13 protein-coding genes are annotated in these 16346 nt (G+C 63.1%); 10 read left to right on the forward strand and 3 right to left on the reverse strand.

Annotation, left to right across the window (positions count from 1 at the left end):
• Positions 1 to 108 precede the first annotated feature (108 nt).
• Both G7Z99_RS03150 and G7Z99_RS03155 read left to right on the forward strand, forming a co-directional pair.
• Complete coding sequence (locus G7Z99_RS03150; RefSeq protein ID WP_181091954.1) at positions 109 to 1182, forward strand: metal-dependent hydrolase; 1074 nt, start codon at positions 109 to 111, stop codon at positions 1180 to 1182.
• Positions 1179 to 1886 carry a conjugal transfer protein TraX gene (locus G7Z99_RS03155; RefSeq protein ID WP_258196938.1) on the forward strand — a complete coding sequence of 236 codons (708 nt, stop codon included), beginning with the start codon at positions 1179 to 1181 and terminating at the stop codon, positions 1884 to 1886. The genes G7Z99_RS03150 and G7Z99_RS03155 overlap by 4 nt, the downstream gene beginning before the upstream one ends.
• A gap of 100 nt (positions 1887 to 1986) precedes the next feature.
• On the opposite strand, the gene G7Z99_RS03160 is transcribed toward G7Z99_RS03155, so the two are convergent.
• The 3 genes from G7Z99_RS03160 to G7Z99_RS03170 all read right to left on the reverse strand — a co-directional run bounded on the left by G7Z99_RS03160 (position 1987) and on the right by G7Z99_RS03170 (position 4249).
• On the reverse strand, positions 1987 to 3036 hold the full coding sequence (locus G7Z99_RS03160; protein WP_181091956.1) for a YVTN family beta-propeller repeat protein: 1050 nt from the start codon (positions 3034 to 3036) through the stop codon (positions 1987 to 1989).
• Between the two features lie 225 nt (positions 3037 to 3261).
• Entirely contained in the window at positions 3262 to 3708 is a 447-nt protein-coding gene (locus G7Z99_RS03165) for a hypothetical protein (protein ID WP_181091958.1), read from the reverse strand.
• A gap of 223 nt (positions 3709 to 3931) precedes the next feature.
• The gene (locus tag G7Z99_RS03170) at positions 3932 to 4249 is read right to left on the reverse strand and encodes a DUF2388 domain-containing protein (protein ID WP_181091960.1); all 318 of its coding nucleotides are present in this window, start codon (positions 4247 to 4249) and stop codon (positions 3932 to 3934) included.
• Positions 4250 to 4431: 182 nt separating this feature from the next.
• Between G7Z99_RS03170 and G7Z99_RS03175 the strand changes: the two genes are divergently transcribed.
• The 8 genes from G7Z99_RS03175 (at position 4432) to G7Z99_RS03210 (ending at position 16335) form a co-directional block, all read left to right on the forward strand.
• Complete coding sequence (locus G7Z99_RS03175) at positions 4432 to 5187, forward strand: DUF72 domain-containing protein (protein WP_181091962.1); 756 nt, start codon at positions 4432 to 4434, stop codon at positions 5185 to 5187.
• 46 nt (positions 5188 to 5233) lie between these two features.
• Positions 5234 to 6049, forward strand: a complete 816-nt coding sequence (locus G7Z99_RS03180; RefSeq protein WP_181091964.1) for an OBAP family protein — start codon at positions 5234 to 5236, stop codon at positions 6047 to 6049.
• A gap of 749 nt (positions 6050 to 6798) precedes the next feature.
• Positions 6799 to 7515: a gluconate 2-dehydrogenase subunit 3 family protein gene (locus G7Z99_RS03185; RefSeq protein ID WP_181091966.1), complete on the forward strand. Its 717-nt coding sequence runs from the start codon at positions 6799 to 6801 to the stop codon at positions 7513 to 7515.
• A gap of 36 nt (positions 7516 to 7551) precedes the next feature.
• The gene (locus G7Z99_RS03190; RefSeq protein WP_181091968.1) at positions 7552 to 9321 is read left to right on the forward strand and encodes a GMC family oxidoreductase; all 1770 of its coding nucleotides are present in this window, start codon (positions 7552 to 7554) and stop codon (positions 9319 to 9321) included.
• 11 nt (positions 9322 to 9332) lie between these two features.
• Complete coding sequence (locus G7Z99_RS03195) at positions 9333 to 10694, forward strand: c-type cytochrome (protein ID WP_181091970.1); 1362 nt, start codon at positions 9333 to 9335, stop codon at positions 10692 to 10694.
• 408 nt (positions 10695 to 11102) lie between these two features.
• The gene (locus G7Z99_RS19985) at positions 11103 to 13586 is read left to right on the forward strand and encodes a glycosyltransferase (protein ID WP_181091972.1); all 2484 of its coding nucleotides are present in this window, start codon (positions 11103 to 11105) and stop codon (positions 13584 to 13586) included.
• A gap of 176 nt (positions 13587 to 13762) precedes the next feature.
• Positions 13763 to 13924, forward strand: coding sequence for a hypothetical protein (locus G7Z99_RS03205; RefSeq protein WP_181091974.1), 162 nt, complete (start codon positions 13763 to 13765; stop codon positions 13922 to 13924).
• Positions 13925 to 14478: 554 nt separating this feature from the next.
• Positions 14479 to 16335 carry a type VI secretion system Vgr family protein gene (locus G7Z99_RS03210; RefSeq protein ID WP_181091976.1) on the forward strand — a complete coding sequence of 619 codons (1857 nt, stop codon included), beginning with the start codon at positions 14479 to 14481 and terminating at the stop codon, positions 16333 to 16335.
• Positions 16336 to 16346 lie beyond the last annotated feature (11 nt).

Consider the following 16346-nt stretch of genomic DNA (forward strand, 5'->3'; position numbering starts at 1 on the left):
GGTAGCCTCAAGGGCGATTCGATGGCACCGGAACTTTCCTGCGCCCGACCACACAACTGACTGTAGCTTGCAGCTTGCAGCCTCCCACTTCCCAGCAGAGGATCGACAGTGGATTCATTGACACAAGCCGTACTCGGCGCCGCGCTCCAGGGGACGGTACTCGGGCGGATACAGGGGCGACGCTCGCTGGTCTATGGCGCCGCGCTGGGCACCTTGCCGGACCTAGACGTGATGATCCGCTACGCCGATCCTGTCTCGAGCATGACGTATCACCGTGGTTTCTCGCATTCGCTCTTCATGCTCACGGCCGTCGCGCTGCTGCTCGCCTGGCTGGTGGCCTGGCTCGGGCAGCGCTACTGGCCGGACAAACCGTATCACTGGCCCCGACTGTTCCTGGCCTTCTGGCTGGTCCTGATCACCCACCCTGTGCTCGATGCCTTCACCGTGTACGGCACGCAACTGCTGTGGCCGCTCACCGTCACGCCGCAGAGCTGGTCGGGCGTGTTCATCGTCGATCCGGTCTATACCTTGCCCATGCTGGCGGCGGTGGTCTATGCCGCGTGCAAGGGGATGACGGCGCGCAGCATGGCCTGGCTGCTGGGCACCGTGCTGTTCGGCGCGGCCTACCTGGGCGCAGGCACGGCAGCGCGGGCAGGGGCCGAGCACCGGTTCGCCGCCTCGTTGCAGCGTCAGGGCGTGGAGGTCACCGAGGTCAAGGCCATGCCGCTGGCGTTCACGTCGCTGGTGTTTCGCGTCTTGGCCAAGACGGCCGACGGTCACTACTACGAAGGGGTCGGCAGCGTGTTCGATCGCGACCCGCCCGAGCAACTGCGCCAGCCCCGCCATCTGGAACTGGCCGCCGCCCTGCAGGGGGTGCCCTTGCATGAGCGACTTCGCTGGTTCACCGGCGACTGGCTGCGCTACGACGTGATCGATGATCAACTGGTGGTGACGGACCTGCGCATGGGCATGCCAGGCCATTACACCTTCCGCTTCATCATGGCCCGGCGCGACGCACAAGGCGCCTGGCAGCCGATCGTGCCGACGCGCGCGCCCGGCGGTGGCACGCGTTCGCTGTTGCGTTCGGACGTGCTGGGGCAGGTCTGGCACCGCATCTTCGACCAGCGCCCGCCCTTGCCCCTGGCCCGCTGGGCCTCCCAGGGGCAGGAGCAGGGCGGTTGAGTGCCCGCGCCGCAGGGCTCGACCTGGTCAAGTGGGTGGCCTTGCTGAGCATGCTGTGCGATCACCTGCGCTACCTCTGGCCCGGCCTGCAAGGCCTGGCACTGCCGGGCCGCCTGGCCTTTCCGCTGTTCTGCCTGGCCATCGCCTGGCACGTCGGGCGAACGGGGCCGGGTACGTTCCGCACGGCGCGGCATGGTCGCTACCTGGCATGGATGGTGGTCTTCAGCCTCGTCTCCGAGCCGGCCTACCGCTGGCTGGACACCGGCTCGCCGACGCTCAACGTGATGCCGACGCTGACCCTGGGCGTGCTGGTGGCCTATGGCGTTCACGTCGAGGACCGCCTGGCACGACTCGGTGCAGCCCTGGCGCTGCTGATCGCCTTGCTGACCAGCTCCAGCTTGATGTACGGCCTGCCCGGCGTGCTGTTGCCTGCCGGTTGGCTGCTGGCACTGCGCTCAGGTGGGGTGGGCACGGCGGTGCCGGTTGTCCTGGTGGTCGCAGGCAACCTAACCAGCGATGGGCTGCGGGCCCATGCACTGGAGCCACAGGGGGCGCTGGTGCTGGCGGCCGCTGCCTGTTCCGTTCCGATAGGGCTGGCGTTGCTGCGTCAGGAAGGCATCAGGGTCTGGCCGGTGGGGCGCTGGGCCTATGGGTTCTACCCTGTGCACCTGGTGGCCATCCGGTGGTTGCAAGGGGTGATCTGAGGGTCGCCGCATCGACCGGGCAGGGCGCAGTGCCTGGACGGATGAGGCGGCGCATGGCCAGCTTGGCAGGGTCAGGTGCACGGCCCTGACCCTGACCGTCTCACTCCTTCTGAGCGTCGACGATCGCCAGTGCATCCGGCTCCGGCCCGGCTGGCCAGCGCGTGGACACCGTCCAGTTGGACGTGTCGATCACCGCGATCTCGTCCCCGCCACTGATGGCCACATAGGCATGCTTGCCATCGGTCGACACCGTCGCCCCGATCGGCAAGGCCTCGGCGCCCAGTTGGGTACGACGGTATTGAGCACCTTCCTTGGTCAGGCCGATGCGCTTGATCTCGCGCTGTGCTGCCACGTCCATCACCGCCAGTTCGGCCGACTTGGCACAGGTCACCAGGGCGTATTTGCCGTCCGGGGTCATCGCGATGCGGATGGGGAACACGCCGGTGCGGATTCGCTCGGTGACTTCCAGGCGCTTGGCATCGACGATGGCCACGTCGTTGCCGTCGCGGTTACTGACCCAGATCTGCGTCCCGGCCGGGTTGATGGCGATCCCTTCGGTGCCATTGCCGGTGGGCACGGTGGCGATCTTGCGCTTGGCCTGCAGGTCGACCACCGACAGCGTGCCGTTCTCGACATGGGTCACGTAGGCACGCTGGCCATCCGGGGACAGCGCGACCATGTGCGGTTTGCCGTCGCCGACGTCGATCGAGTCCAGCACCTTGCCCTGGACGACGTCCACCACCAATAGGCGCTGGCTGTCTTCGGTGGTCACCACCACACGCTGGCCGTCGGGCAGGAAGCGGATGCCATGGGGGCGTGCGTTCTCGCCCAGGTCGATGGTGCGTGCCACCTTGCGCCCTGGCCAGTCCAGCACGCTCAGGCTGTTGTTGGCCTGGTTCGGGGCGCCGTAGTTGCCCACCACGGCCAGTCGTCGGTCGCCCGACACGGCCACTTCGTGAGGCCCGGTACCGACCGGGAAGGTCAACACCGGATGACCGTCTTCGGTGTTCAAGGCCGAGACCGTGGCGCCAGCCTTGTTGCCGACCAGCAGCACGTCATCGGCGTGCGCCAGGGGGATGCCGCCAAGCAGCAGGCCTGCCAGCGCGAGCGGGCGCGCATGCAGACGCAGCAGGGGTAGTGAGAAACGCATGTCCAATCTCCTTGTAAGGCACGGGTGTCCAGTGCAGAGGCACTGACCGTGTGACTGGGCAAGGGATTTTGGAGTTCGACTGGATCGCGGGGGCGGGGTGGAGCAGGGGGACAAGCGGATGGCAGGGCATCAAGGCCGACCGAGGCGCGTCACAGGACGTGCACGCCCCTCAGGTCGGTCATCGCGCGTCGGCATGAAGGCGCCGACGCGCAGGCGTGGGCGGGCTCAGCTGCCAGCGCCGCCCGAACCGCTGCCCATGCCGGAGCCGCTGCCGCCGCTGCCGGTGCCGACACCGTCGCCGGTCGGGTTGCCGATGCCTTTGCCGCCGTCGGTCTTGCCGCCGACGCCCGAGTTCGAGCCAGGCATGGTGCCTGCGCCGCCCGAGGTGTCGGAGTCCATGCCCGCGCCGGAACCGGTGGCGCCTTCGGCACCGGTGTTGCCGGTGTCATGGCTGATGCCGCTGCCGGTCGAGCCGGTGCCGCCGTTCATGCTGCCGGAGCTGGAGTTGTCGACGCCGCCGCCGTTGCCGGCACCGGCGGCAGAACCGTTATGGCCCTGCTGGGTGGCGGGGCTGCCGGGCGTCTGAGCACCGGTGGTGGCCGCCATGGCCATGGGGGCTGCAATGCCAAGGCAGAGTGCAAGAGCGATGTGTTGTGGACGAATTCGCTTCATGGTGAGTCTCCTGGATGGGATTGACCTACTGAAGATGGGGCAACGTTCAGGCGCAGGCGTGCCCTCTAACGGACGGACGGTCGAAGGGAGGGGCGGCGGGCGCCGGTGTGCTCAGGCAGGCAAGGGTGGTGAGAGGGGAGGCGGCAGCAGGCGGGGGCAAGGAAGCGAGGGCAGATGCCGGTCCGCCAGCCGATGAACGACTGGCAGACCGACCTGCAGGGTCTTAGCGGCTGGCGACGCTTTCGTCGTGCGCCAGGATCGCCTTGGCCAGATCAGCGTCGCTGGCCTGCAGGCCAGGGTTGGACTGACGAACCTGTTGCAGGGCCGATTCGACGTAGGCACCGCGGATGGCGCCATCGCTGGCCACGAACGCGGAGAGCTCGTCCTGAGCCGGGATGATGCGTTTGTCGTCCTTGAAGGTCGAATACAGGGAAGCCGAGAGGCCTGCCGACGTCGCCACGTGACGAACGGTGTTGTCGGCCAGGGCCGTGCCGACCGGCAGGCACAGCAGCAGCGAAGGGACCAGCAATAGATGGCGCATGACGTATTCTCCGAGAGCCTGGAGCCAATGGGGGTACCACTGCCGCTTGAGATCGAAAACGCAGGGGAGTAGTTCAATCGCCGCTGCTCATCGACGCTCTGGCCGTGGCCTGAGCGGTACAGGCTGACGGGAACCAACCGCTTGGCAGGCCGCTCCACCTTGAAGGATACGGGAGACCGCCGATGATCTATCTGGGGACTGCAGGCTGGGCCTTGTCGCAGCCGCATGCCGAACGCTTCCCGCGTGACGGCAGCCAGCTCGAGCGTTACGCATCGGGCCTCAATGCCGTGGAAATCAACAGCTCGTTCTACCGCCCCCATCGCCCGACCACCTATGCGCGGTGGGCCGAGACGGTGCCCTGCGACTTTCGCTTCTGCGCCAAGCTGCCCAAGGTGATCACCCACGAGCGACGGTTGGTGGCGTGCGAAGCCGAACTGGAGGCGTTTCTCGCCGCCTGTGGCGAGCTGGGGCAACGCCTGGGCTGCCTGTTGATCCAGTTGCCGCCCTCGCTGGCGTTCGACCCGGTACTCGTCGAGCGCTTCCTGCGGGCACTGCGCCAGCGTTATCACGGCGGGCTGGCCATCGAGCCGCGTCACGCCTCCTGGCAGCAGGCACAGCCCCTGCTCGACGATCTGCAGGTTGCCCGCGTGGCAGCCGATCCGTCACGGTTCGACGGCGACGACCGGCCTTCAGGATGGCCCGGGCTGGTGTACTGGCGACTGCACGGCACACCGCGTGTGTACTACAGCGACTACACGCCCGCCTGGCTGGACGCGTTCACCCAGCGGCTGCTCGAGTCGGCGGCCGCTGGGGTCCCTACCTGGTGCATCTTCGACAACACGGCCGCTGGGGCCGCCCTGGGCAATGCGCTCGAGGTGCGCAAGCAGTTGCAGGCGCAGCCCGATCAAACTTTCGCGTCGCCACGGCCTCTGCTCTAGCACAGGCGACGATCCGTCGCGCTCATTACCGCTCAAGGAGGACACCATGCCCATCGCCAGACCCTCGAACCGCACCGTCATCGCCAGCCTGGGGTTGCTGTGCCTGGCGCTGCAAGGCTGCGCCGGACGCGACACCGCCTCGCCCGTCGACGTGCCAGGCGCGCCCAAGCAGGCCGACACGCGTGCGCTGGAGCTGGGGGCGCAGACCCTGCAAAGCCAGGCGCCCATCGATCAGCTCAACACCTACCTCGATGGCTTCCACTTCTACAACGGTCACCCGCACGTGCAGATGGAGGCGCATCACTACTGCGCCATCGTCAACGAAGAGCTCATCCAGTGCGTGATCTACGACGGCAACCAGCGTGATGCGCGCCTGATGGGGGTGGAGTACATCATCAGCAAGCGCCTGTTCGCGCAGTTGCCGGCCAAGGAAAAGGCCCTGTGGCACAGCCATGCCCACGAAGTCACCTCCGGCCAGCTGATCGCCCCGGGCGTGCCGTTGGCTGCCGAGACCCGGCTGATGGCCAAGCTGGCCGACACCTACGGCAAGACCTGGCACACCTGGCACACCGATCAGGACAAGGCGCTGCCCCTGGGCGTGCCGCAACTGATGATGGGCTTCACCGCCGACGGCCAGGCCGATGCCGAAATGGTGCGCCAGCGTGATCTGCGCATGCAGGTCGATACGCAGGAACACCGCCAGGCCCGGGCCAAGATTCGACCGGCACCGGTGGAGCGCGGCGCCGATGCCTGGCAGAACGGCAACGTGGTGCAAATTCCCGACCCGACCGGGCATGACCATGTGAAGCCACGGCCTGCCACGTCGTTAGATGAGAATGCGCGGTCGGACGGTGGGCGCTAGTTGGTTGTGAGGGAGAGTCAGGGCTCACGGTCGGGACGCTGGTCGGCGCTGCGAGCGCGAGGTGTGCCGGAAAGATCGAGGGGCGGACTTTGTGGGCCTTGCAGGCCCAATCGCGGCACAGGGGCCGCTCCTACACCCGCCGCAGTGGTACAGGCAATCGCGGTCTCATGTGGGAGTCCGCCGGCCGCCTTGGCGCCGCGCTGTCGCGCAGAGAACATGGCGATAGCTAACAGGATCCGGAGCTTCATTGCTAACCGATTTCAGGACCGCTTTGCGGCCCATCGCGGCCGGTCCGGCGCCCCGGCTGGGGCCGCTCACTCATAGCCCCATCGCGGGGTCGCAGGCTATCGCGGTCACCTGTGGGAGCGGCCCCCGTGCCGCGATTGGGCCCGCAGGGCCCATGAAATCCGCCCCGCCGAACCCTCCCGCAAAAACCCGCCCGATCAGCCCAGCCCTCGAACCGACCCTCTACCTGACAGGCTCAAACCGCTTGCTAAAGCTCACCCACCTCTCCCAAACCCCTTTCACATCAACCACATCGAAACCCCCTCGACGACATTCGAATTACCTGTCAAGCACCCACCTATGACAAGATGTTAGCCAGCTATGAACCATCTTGCGCGCAAACAGTCGACTGCCTGACCCCAGGGATGTGTGGCAGATCGCCGCGGTGTTCATCTGCATCAGCTGACCGACAGAAGTCAGCGCGTACTCCCGGTCCCTAGTGATCAGCCATAGGTGAATCCACAATGTTGTCGAAGCAAACCTCACGGAGGAAGTTTCTGCTTTCTTCGCTCATCGCGTTACCTGCCATCGGCGTGACGATCCAGGGCCTGAGCGCCGCCGATGCCGCCGAGATGATCGCGCCGCAGCTCGATGCCTACCGTCCGACCTTCTTCAGTGCCACCGAATGGGCCTTCGTCATGGCGGCCTGCGACCGCCTGATCCCCGCTGGCGGGCGTGGCCCGGGCGGTCTGGAGGCCAACGTGCCGGTGTTCCTCGACCAGCAACTGGCCGGCGACCTGGGCAGCGAACTGTACCTGGAAGGGCCGTTCGACGTGAACGCGCCGCCCACCCTGGGCTACCAGCTGCCCTACACGCCGCAGGAGATCTACCGCAAGGGCATCGCTTGCACCGACGCCTGGTGCCAGTCCACCCATGGCCGTGGCTTCACGGCACTGGACGCGGCCACCCAGACCGCCGTGCTCAAGCAGCTGCAGGCCGGGCAGGTGGACTTCACCGCCGCCGGCGAAACCGCGCTCAAATCCAAGCTGTTCTTCACCGAACTGCTGACAAACACCAAGCAGGGCTACCTGGCCGACCCGATCTACGGCGGCAACCGCGGCATGAAGGCGTGGATCGCCATCGGCTTCCCCGGTGCCCGCGCCAGCTACCTGGAATGGGTCGCCCAGCACAACGTCCCGTACCCACTCGGGCCGGTCAGCCTCAGCGGCGCGCGCGGTTGAACCCTGGACAAGCAGTAGCATTGAAGGATTGCAGAAATGGCACAGATCACCAATGACGAAGTCGACGTCGTCGTCGTCGGCCTCGGCTGGACCGGCTCGCTGATGAGCATCGAGCTGGCCCAGGCCGGCTTGAAAGTCCGCGCCCTCGAGCGCGGCGAAGACCGCACCAACGCCGAGTTCGCCTACCCCAAGCCGGCGGACCAGTACGCCTACGGGCTGCGCAACAAGATCATGGTCACGCCCAAGGCGGCGGCCCTGACCGTGCGTCACAACATGAACACCGTGGCCCTGCCCACTCGTCAGTGGGGCGCCTTCGTGCCTGGCACCGGCGTCGGCGGTTCGGGCCTGCACTGGACCGGCGTGCTGATTCGCCCGACGCCCACCGACCTCAAGCTCAAGACCTACGCCGACCAGGCCTACAAGCCCGGCCAGTTGCCCGAGAACATGGAGATCGGCGACTTCCCCTTCACCTGGGAAGAGATGGAGCCGTACCTGGACAAGTTCGACAAGATCTGCGGCTTGTCGGCCAACACCGGCAACCTCCAGGGCCGCATCATCGAAGGCGGCGACCCGTTCGAGGGCCCGCGCTCCAACCCGGCCCCGCTGCCGCCGCTGCAGGACACGCTGAACAACACGATGTTCGCCCAGGCCGCCCGCAACCTCGGCTATCACCCGTTCCCCAACCCCTCGGCCAACGTGTCGCGGGCCTGGAAGAACCCCTACGGCAACCAGATCGCCCCGTGCAACTACTGCGGCTTCTGCAGCAAGTACCCGTGCCTGAACTACTCCAAGGCCTCGCCGCAGACGGCGGTGATGGATTCGCTCAAGCGCATGGAGAACTTCTCCTACCGCACCGGCGCCAACGTGCTGCGGGTCGACCTGCACCCGGACGGCAAGACCGCCCGTGGCGTGACCTATGCCGACAACGACGGCAACGAAGTCTTCCAGCCGGCCAAGCTCGTCGTGCTGGCCGGGTTCCAGTTCGTCAACGTGCGCCTGATGCTGCTGTCGGGCATCGGCAAGCCGTATGACCCGATGACCAACGAAGGCGTGATCGGGCGCAACTATGCCTACCTCAGCGTCGGTGGCAGCACGCTGTTCTTCAAGGACAAGCGCTTCAACCCGTTCGCCACCGCCGGCGCCACGGGGCAGATGTTCAACGACATCTCGCCGGGCAACTTCGACGGCCCGGCCCTGGGCGTGATCGGCGGCGCCAAGATCCACAGCTCCCAGGCCACCGGCGCGCCCATCGGCACGGCACTGCCGGCCGGCACCCCGGACTGGGGCGATGGCTGGAAGGAAGGCCTGCAGGACTGGTACGGCCACTCCATGAAGGTCAGCATCTCCACCGGCTGCATGTCCTACCGCGAGCACTTCCTCGACCTCGATCCCAACTACAAGGATCCGTGGGGCCAGCCGCTGCTGCGCATCACCTTCGACTGGAAGCCCAACGAGCTGAAGCTGCAGCAGTACCTGCGCGGCATCGTCGGCGACATCACCAAGGAGCTGAACCCGGACAGCTTCAGCGAAAGCTACCTGACGATGGAATCGCATTGGGACATCACCCAGTACGTCTCCACCCACAACGTCGGCGGCGCGATCATGGGTGAATCGCCCAAGACCAGCGCGCTGAACCGCTACCTGCAGAGCTGGGACGTGCACAACGTCTTCGTGCCCGGGGGCAATGCCTTCCCGCAGAACTTCCAGGCCAACCCCACCGCGCTGATTGGCGCCCTGACCCTGTTCGCCGCCCAGGCGATCAAGGACCAGTACCTGAAGAACCCTGGGCCACTGGTGCAGGCATGAGGCGCGCGACGATGAAGACTCGATTCCGCTCCATCCTGCTGGTGCTGGTGATCCTCGGCCTGCTGGCGGTGCTGCTGGGCTGGGCGGTGAGCCTGCTGCTCAACCGCTCCGGCGATGCCACCGCGCAGATGACCCAGCCGGTGACGCCTGAACTGATCGACAAGGGCGCCTACCTGGCCCGTGCCGGCGACTGCGTGGCCTGCCACACCTCCCACGACGGCGGCAAGCCGTTCGCTGGCGGCCTGGGCATCGCCTCGCCGATCGGCACCATCTACTCCACCAACATCACCCCGGACAAGGCCACCGGCATCGGCGACTGGACCTACGGCGAGTTCGAGCGCGCCCTGCGCCGCGGCATCGGCCACGACGGCAGTGCGCTGTACCCGGCCATGCCGTTCCCGTCCTACGCCAAGGTCGACGACCAGGACCTCGAAGCCCTGTACGCCTACTTCATGCACGGCGTCGCGCCGGTGGCCCAGGAGAACGTCGCCAACGACATCCCCTGGCCCCTGTCGATCCGCTGGCCGCTGGCCTACTGGCGCGCGCTGTTCTCGCCGAGCGTCGACGAAGCGGCCAAGCCCTCGCCGGGCGTGGCCGACGATGCCCAGCTGGCGCGTGGCGCCTACCTGGTGCAAGGCCTTGGCCACTGCGGCTCGTGCCACACCCCGCGGGCCCTGACCATGCAGGAGAAGGGCCTGGACGACAGCGCCAGCGACTACCTCGCCGGTGCCGAACTCAACGGCTGGGCCGTCCCGGCACTGCGCGGCATGAAGCACTGGACCGACGAAGAGATCGTCGACTACCTGGGCACTGGCCGTAATGCCAAGGCTTCGGTGGCCGGCGAGATGACCGACGTGGTCGCCAACAGCACCTCGCACATGACCGACGACGACCTGCAGGCCATCGCGGCCTACCTCAAGTCGATCGACGGCGAAGGCCACCGGTACCGTCATGAGCCGGCGCGCAGCGAGGCCACCACCGCCAAGCTGACCGCCGCCAAGGACCTGACCCTGGGCCAGCGGCTGTACCTGGACAACTGCAACGCCTGCCACTTCGTCTCGGGTGAAGGCGCCTCCCAGGTGTTCCCACGCCTGGACGGCGCCACCATCATCAACGCCGAGAACGCTACTGCATTGATCCACGTGATCCTGGCCGGTGCGCAAACGCCATCGACCGAGCGTGCGCCTTCGGTGCTGCCGATGCCGGGCTTTGCCCAGCGGTTGAGCGATCAGGAGGTGGCGGAGCTGGCCAGCTTCCTGCGTCAGGGTTGGTCGAACGAAGCGTCGGTGGTGAGTGCCGAGGCCGTGGCCAAGGTGCGGGCGACGCTGGATACCCATGGGGACAAGGTGCTCAAGCCGAGTGACAAGGAGTGAGTGGCTAGTGGCTAGCTGCACGTTGCACGTAGTCAGCGGTGTGGGGTGAGCCGGGGGCTGCGAAGGGGAGGGGCGTATCGTGTGAGCGATGCGCCCCTTTTTTATGGAAGGGGAAAAGAGAGGCTGGCAGCAGTCGTACTCGAATCGCGAACTGACAATATTGACAGCTGCTTAACCGGTAAGCCCTTTGTCATGATGGGCGCAGTGAGGTGATACCTGCCGCCGCTGCAGTCATGTGCGGTGTTCGCCTGCCATGCCTATCGTCGAGATCGAGGTATGCCAATGAGCCTACTGCAATGGGCGGCCCTGGTCAGTGGGCTATCGATGTTTTTGATTCCGGTGGTGCTGAGGTGCATTCAGCGACGTCGGTCAACGTCTATAGCGCCTTTGACACACACGATCGCTAGCGTGTCCTATACGCCTTATTCGAATAGAACGTCTATCGAAAAGCGCAAGCGTGTGACGATCGAACAGATCAGGCGCGAGTTGTCTAGCTTGTGTCGGCACGTCTCGCATATCCGGACGTACTCCGTTTCGGGTGCGCAGGCCTGGGTACCTCGGATTGCCGAGTCGATGAACCTCCGGGTAAGTCTTGGCATTTGGATAGGCTCGGACGAACAGGCAAATGCCAGGGAGATCGCGCGGGCACGGGTACTGTTGCGCAAGCATAAGAACATCGTGCGCGTGATCGTCGGGAATGAAACACTGTTCAGGCATGACGTGTCGATTGATCGCCTCCAGGCGTACATCACTGAAGTCAAAGCGATGACAACGCTGCCTGTCACGACGGCGGAACTCTGGCACACATGGCTGAGCTATCCCGCGTTGGCCAAGTGCACGGATGAAATCACCCTCCACATACTGCCCTTTTGGGAAGGTGTCGACCTTACAGAGGCAGTGGATCATACCTTGAGCGCCTTGAACGAAGTGCATGTGGCGTTTCCTGAACATAAGGTCTTCGTAGGCGAAGTAGGCTGGCCGTCGAGCGGCCATGCGATCAATACCGTGCCCGCCGATGCGTATCAGCAGGCGGAATACCTCAGGTCTTTGACCACACGGTTGACGGAGAAAAACGTCGACTACAATGTTATCGAAGCCTTCGACCAACGTTGGAAGCGTTCCGAGGGCACGGTAGGCGCGTACTGGGGCCTGTTCAAACGTAATGGAACGGCCAAGTTCATACTGACAGGAGGGACGTCTATCCCCTGCACGGGCGTTCGAGTCTTTCTTTACGACTTCTTCAGAAGCACTGCAGGTAAAGCACTGATGCTCATCACTGCGATCACCCACGTTGGCATGCTTGCCGAGCAAGGATGGCATGCATTGTCTGCGTTACCTGTGTCGTTGGGAGGCTTTCTGCTCGTGGTGTGGGTAATCTGGTGCACTACGGTATTGGCAATCTCCCTACACGAGATGGTCGAGCGCTATCTCATGCCCCGGCAACCTCGGTTCTCCACGCCGAGCCAAGAGACTGAATCGACCGCCTACAAGGTGGCCATCCATGTCGCCTGCAGAAACGAACCTGCCGACATGGTCATCCACACGCTCTCGTCTTTAAGCCGTCTGGACTATGGCGACTATGAGGTTCATGTCCTCGATAACAATACGAAGCAGGCAGCGCTTTGGCGGCCGGTCCAGGCGCATTGCCAGGCACTGGGCAGCAAATTCAATTTCTGGCACGTGGATGAGCTCAGCGGTTTCAAGGGCGGCGCGCTGAATTTCTTACTCGATAAAACCTCCGATGATGTCGACCTCATTGCGGTCATCGATTCGGATTACCAGATTGAGCCAGACTGGCTCAACCTGGTTTATTTTTTCCATGACCCTCACGTGGCGGTGGTGCAATCCCCCCAGGATTATCGAGATCAAACGTCCTTGTTCAAACGGCTGTGCTATTTCGAGTACAAGAGTTTTTTCAATACGGGCATGCTCATCCGCAATAATTTCAATGCCATCATCTTGCATGGGACCATGACGCTCATCCGTGCCAGTGTGCTGAAGACGCTGCGCTGGTCGGAACGGTGCGTATGCGAAGATGCGGAGCTGGGCGTAAGAATTCTTCAGCAGGGACATAAGATGAAATACCTGCCCGTGTCTTATGGCAAGGGCCTGATGCCTGACAGTTTCAGCGACTACAAGCGACAACGCGCGCGGTGGGTGACCGGAGCCATTCAGATCCTCATCGAACATGCACGAGCGCTGTTTTTGGGCCAAGCAACGTTATCGCTTGCACAGCGTTATCAATTTGTCATGGGGTGGATGCACTGGATTGCCCAGGCCGGTGGTCTGCTGTTGACCGTAGGCCTTATCGCATGGTCGTTGCTAGCAGCAACGTCAGTGCTACCGCAATCTGAGTATCCACTGCTCGTTTCTGTCTCGCTGAGCACAGCGTGTCTGCTCACGTTGTTGATGCAGGCTGTCTTCTACGTACGCTACAGCCCCGATGGCAACCACAACGCCTGGTTGTCAGTACTTGCAAGCCAAGCGCTGAACCATGCCGTCGCCTGTGCAGTTTGGCATGCGTTGCGTTCACGGTCAGTGCGCTTCAACGTCACGCCCAAACAAACGCTGCTTCGATCGTTTCGACAGCGTTTGAGCGCAAGTACCGGAGAAGCATTGATCTTCGTAGGCTTGATGAGTTCGGCAGGTACAACCATCGTGCATGCACCCTTTACGGTATCAGCGCTGTGTTGGAGTGCGATGTTGCTGTTACGCAGTCTTCCGTATGGGCTGTCAGTCTTCATGAGCGTGCTGTCTGCTCGGCATTCACTCGGCGCTGTCGATGCGGTTGCAAACAGTTCTGGGCCAGAGCAAGGCCGTTTGCGCATCCGGTGCGCGTCAAATGTCCAGGCCACGTGCTCCACGACTCGAGACAAGGATCAGGCGATCTGACACCCCCGCATGATCGACACCAGACGAATATGCGACTTCGTCCCTAGCCCCGTCCGAAACCCTCTGTCCTATGGGTAGCAAAAAAGCTGACAGAGAAATTCAAATATAATGGCGCATTTCCAGTCTGGGTTGACGAGCCTAGCTGGCGGTTCATAGGCGCTGAGCCAATGACGTTTATGCACCAGTTTGAAGTGTCCGAAGGCAACGCCGAGGGATATGGCGGGCTCGTCAATTACGTTTTCTTCGGGAAACATTTTTTGGAAGAGGGTGGTTGGCAACTGGTTGTGAAAATCGTGCAGCAGGAGCGGGGAGAGAAAGGGGCTGTGCTGATCAACTGAGCATTTCAAGAGCCTTGCTATAGCTGGCGATCGGTTACGGCAAGCGTGGCGAGTGGCCAGAACGACATGCCGAATTCGAGCACGATACAATTGAGCGGTACGCCTCTTTTTTGTGGGTAGGCATAAACTAATTTACTTGAACAGTCAGCAATGTTCAAAGCAGAAAGTATTAGTGGTGACGCCAAAAGCGCTACTAGGATGGGTGTATGCGCTCACGGGAGGGATGTATCGGCGATCGATGAATAACAACAAGCATTGGAGGTCCTGATAGATGAGTTTAAGCAATAACATATTGTTTTTCTTTTTGCAATGCACCTGTATATAGCTTCACACTTTGTGTGGGATAAAAATGTGGAGCTCGTGTTTTGCGAAGCCTGATCTCCTGATGTAATTAGATACAATTTCGAGCTCTTCTTTCGCAGGCCAGATTGAATAAGGGTTTCCCACTGCATCGAGATTGAACGGTCCTCTTTGAATGGGATCCAACCTGTTGACACGTGCGTTTCGACACGCTCTCATAGGACGGTTTCCCACTTGACGCAGGATGCAGTGATATGTTGATGGACGCGCTGGAGTCGATGTTTTCCCAGCACAAACGGCTGTTCACCTTCGACTCGCCACTCCCGCCCGAACAGGAGCTGCAACTCCTGAGTTTCTCCGGCCGCGAAGCCATTTCCGAGCTATTCAGCTTCCAGGTGCACCTGATCTCCCAGGACGCGCGCATCGAGCTCAAGAAGCTGATCGGCAAGAAGGTCACCTTGGGCATCGCCCTGGCCGATGGCAGCACACGCTACATCAGCGCGCACGTCTCCGATTTCGTGCACACCGGGGCCGATGGCGGCATCGCCAACTACACCGCCCAGCTGGTGCCGTGGATCTGGATCCTCAGCCGACGCCGCGACTCGCGCATCTTCCAGGACAAGACCACCGAGCAGATCATCAAGGAAGTCTTCGCGTACTACCTGACCCTCGCCGAGCACGAGTTCCGCCTGAGCAAGCCGCTCAAGCCCATCAGCTACTGCACCCAGTACCAGGAATCGGACCTCAACTTCGTGCTGCGCCTGCTGGAGCAGGAAGGGCTGTTCTTCACCTTCGAGCACAGCCAGGAGGGCCACCGGATGATCATCAGCGACGACAGCAGCGAGCTGCCGCCGCTGGAGCGCCAGCCGGTGATCCGCTACCACAGCGCCTCGGTCACCGAGACCGCCGACTCCATTACGGCGTGGTCGTCCAGCCGCCGCCTGCAGCCGACCCGACTGACCCTCAAGTCCTACGACTACAAGCAGCCGCGCAACCCGCACCTGGTGCAGCTCGACTCGATCAACCAGCAAGGCGAGATCGGCCAGTACGAGATGTTCGAGTACGAAGGGCTGTACGGCTATTCCGACCTCGACGAAGGGACGCGCAAGGCCCGTCATCGCCTCGAAGCGATGGAAGTGCACGGCAAGACCTTCAGCGGCGAGAGCAACTGCCGGGCCATGGAGCCTGGGCGCCACTTCCAGCTCACCCAGCACTATGACCATGACAACGATGCCCCGGAAGATCGGGCGTTTCTGCTGTTGTCGGTCAACCACTGGGGCCGCAACAACTACTCCAATGAAGGTGAAGCCGGTTACCGTAACGCCTTCACCTGTATCCGCCGCAAGATCACCTTCCGTCCTGTCCAGCAAACCCCTCGCGGTGTCATCAGTGGCCCCCAGACCGCCATCGTCGTCGGCCCACCGGGTGAGGAGATCTACACCGACGAACTGGGCCGGGTGAAGTTGCAGTTCCACTGGGACCGCAACGGCGAGTTCAACGACCAGAGTTCGTGCTGGGTGCGGGTGGCGCAGTCTGGTGCCAGTGGCGGGTTCGGCAGCATCCTGATCCCGCGCGTTGGGGATGAGGTCGTGGTGGTGTTCCTCGATGGCAACCCGGATCGGCCGTTGATCATGGGCAGCCTGTACAACAGCAACAACACGCCGCCGTGGTCGCTGCCGGCGAACAAGACCCAGAGCGGGTTTTTGACGCGATCAATGAAAGGGGATGGCGCGACGGCCAACTTCTTTCGCTTCGAGGACAAGGCGGGCGCCGAGCAGATCATCATGCATGCCGAGCGCAACATGGACACGGAGATCGAGCTGGATGAGCGCCATGAGGTGGGTAATAACCGCACGATCAAAGTGAGCGGTCAGCATAAAGAGCAGATCCAGGGCGACACCTTGGTGAATGTCACCAAAGGCAGCTACACGCTGAAAGTCGACGAGAACCTCATTCACGTCAGCGCCCAACAGAGTATCGAACTGGTCGTGGGTACCAGCAAGATCAAGTTGACGCCGACGGAGATCACGCTTCAGGCAGACAACGTCAACGTCACTGGTAACAACCATACGTTGGTCAAGGGTGGTCGCGTTGATATCAACGAAGATTGAGGCGCTCTTCT

Origin of the sequence: Pseudomonas entomophila, from assembly GCF_013523165.1 — a bacterium.
Classification (GTDB): Bacteria; Pseudomonadota; Gammaproteobacteria; order Pseudomonadales; family Pseudomonadaceae; genus Aquipseudomonas; species Aquipseudomonas entomophila_A.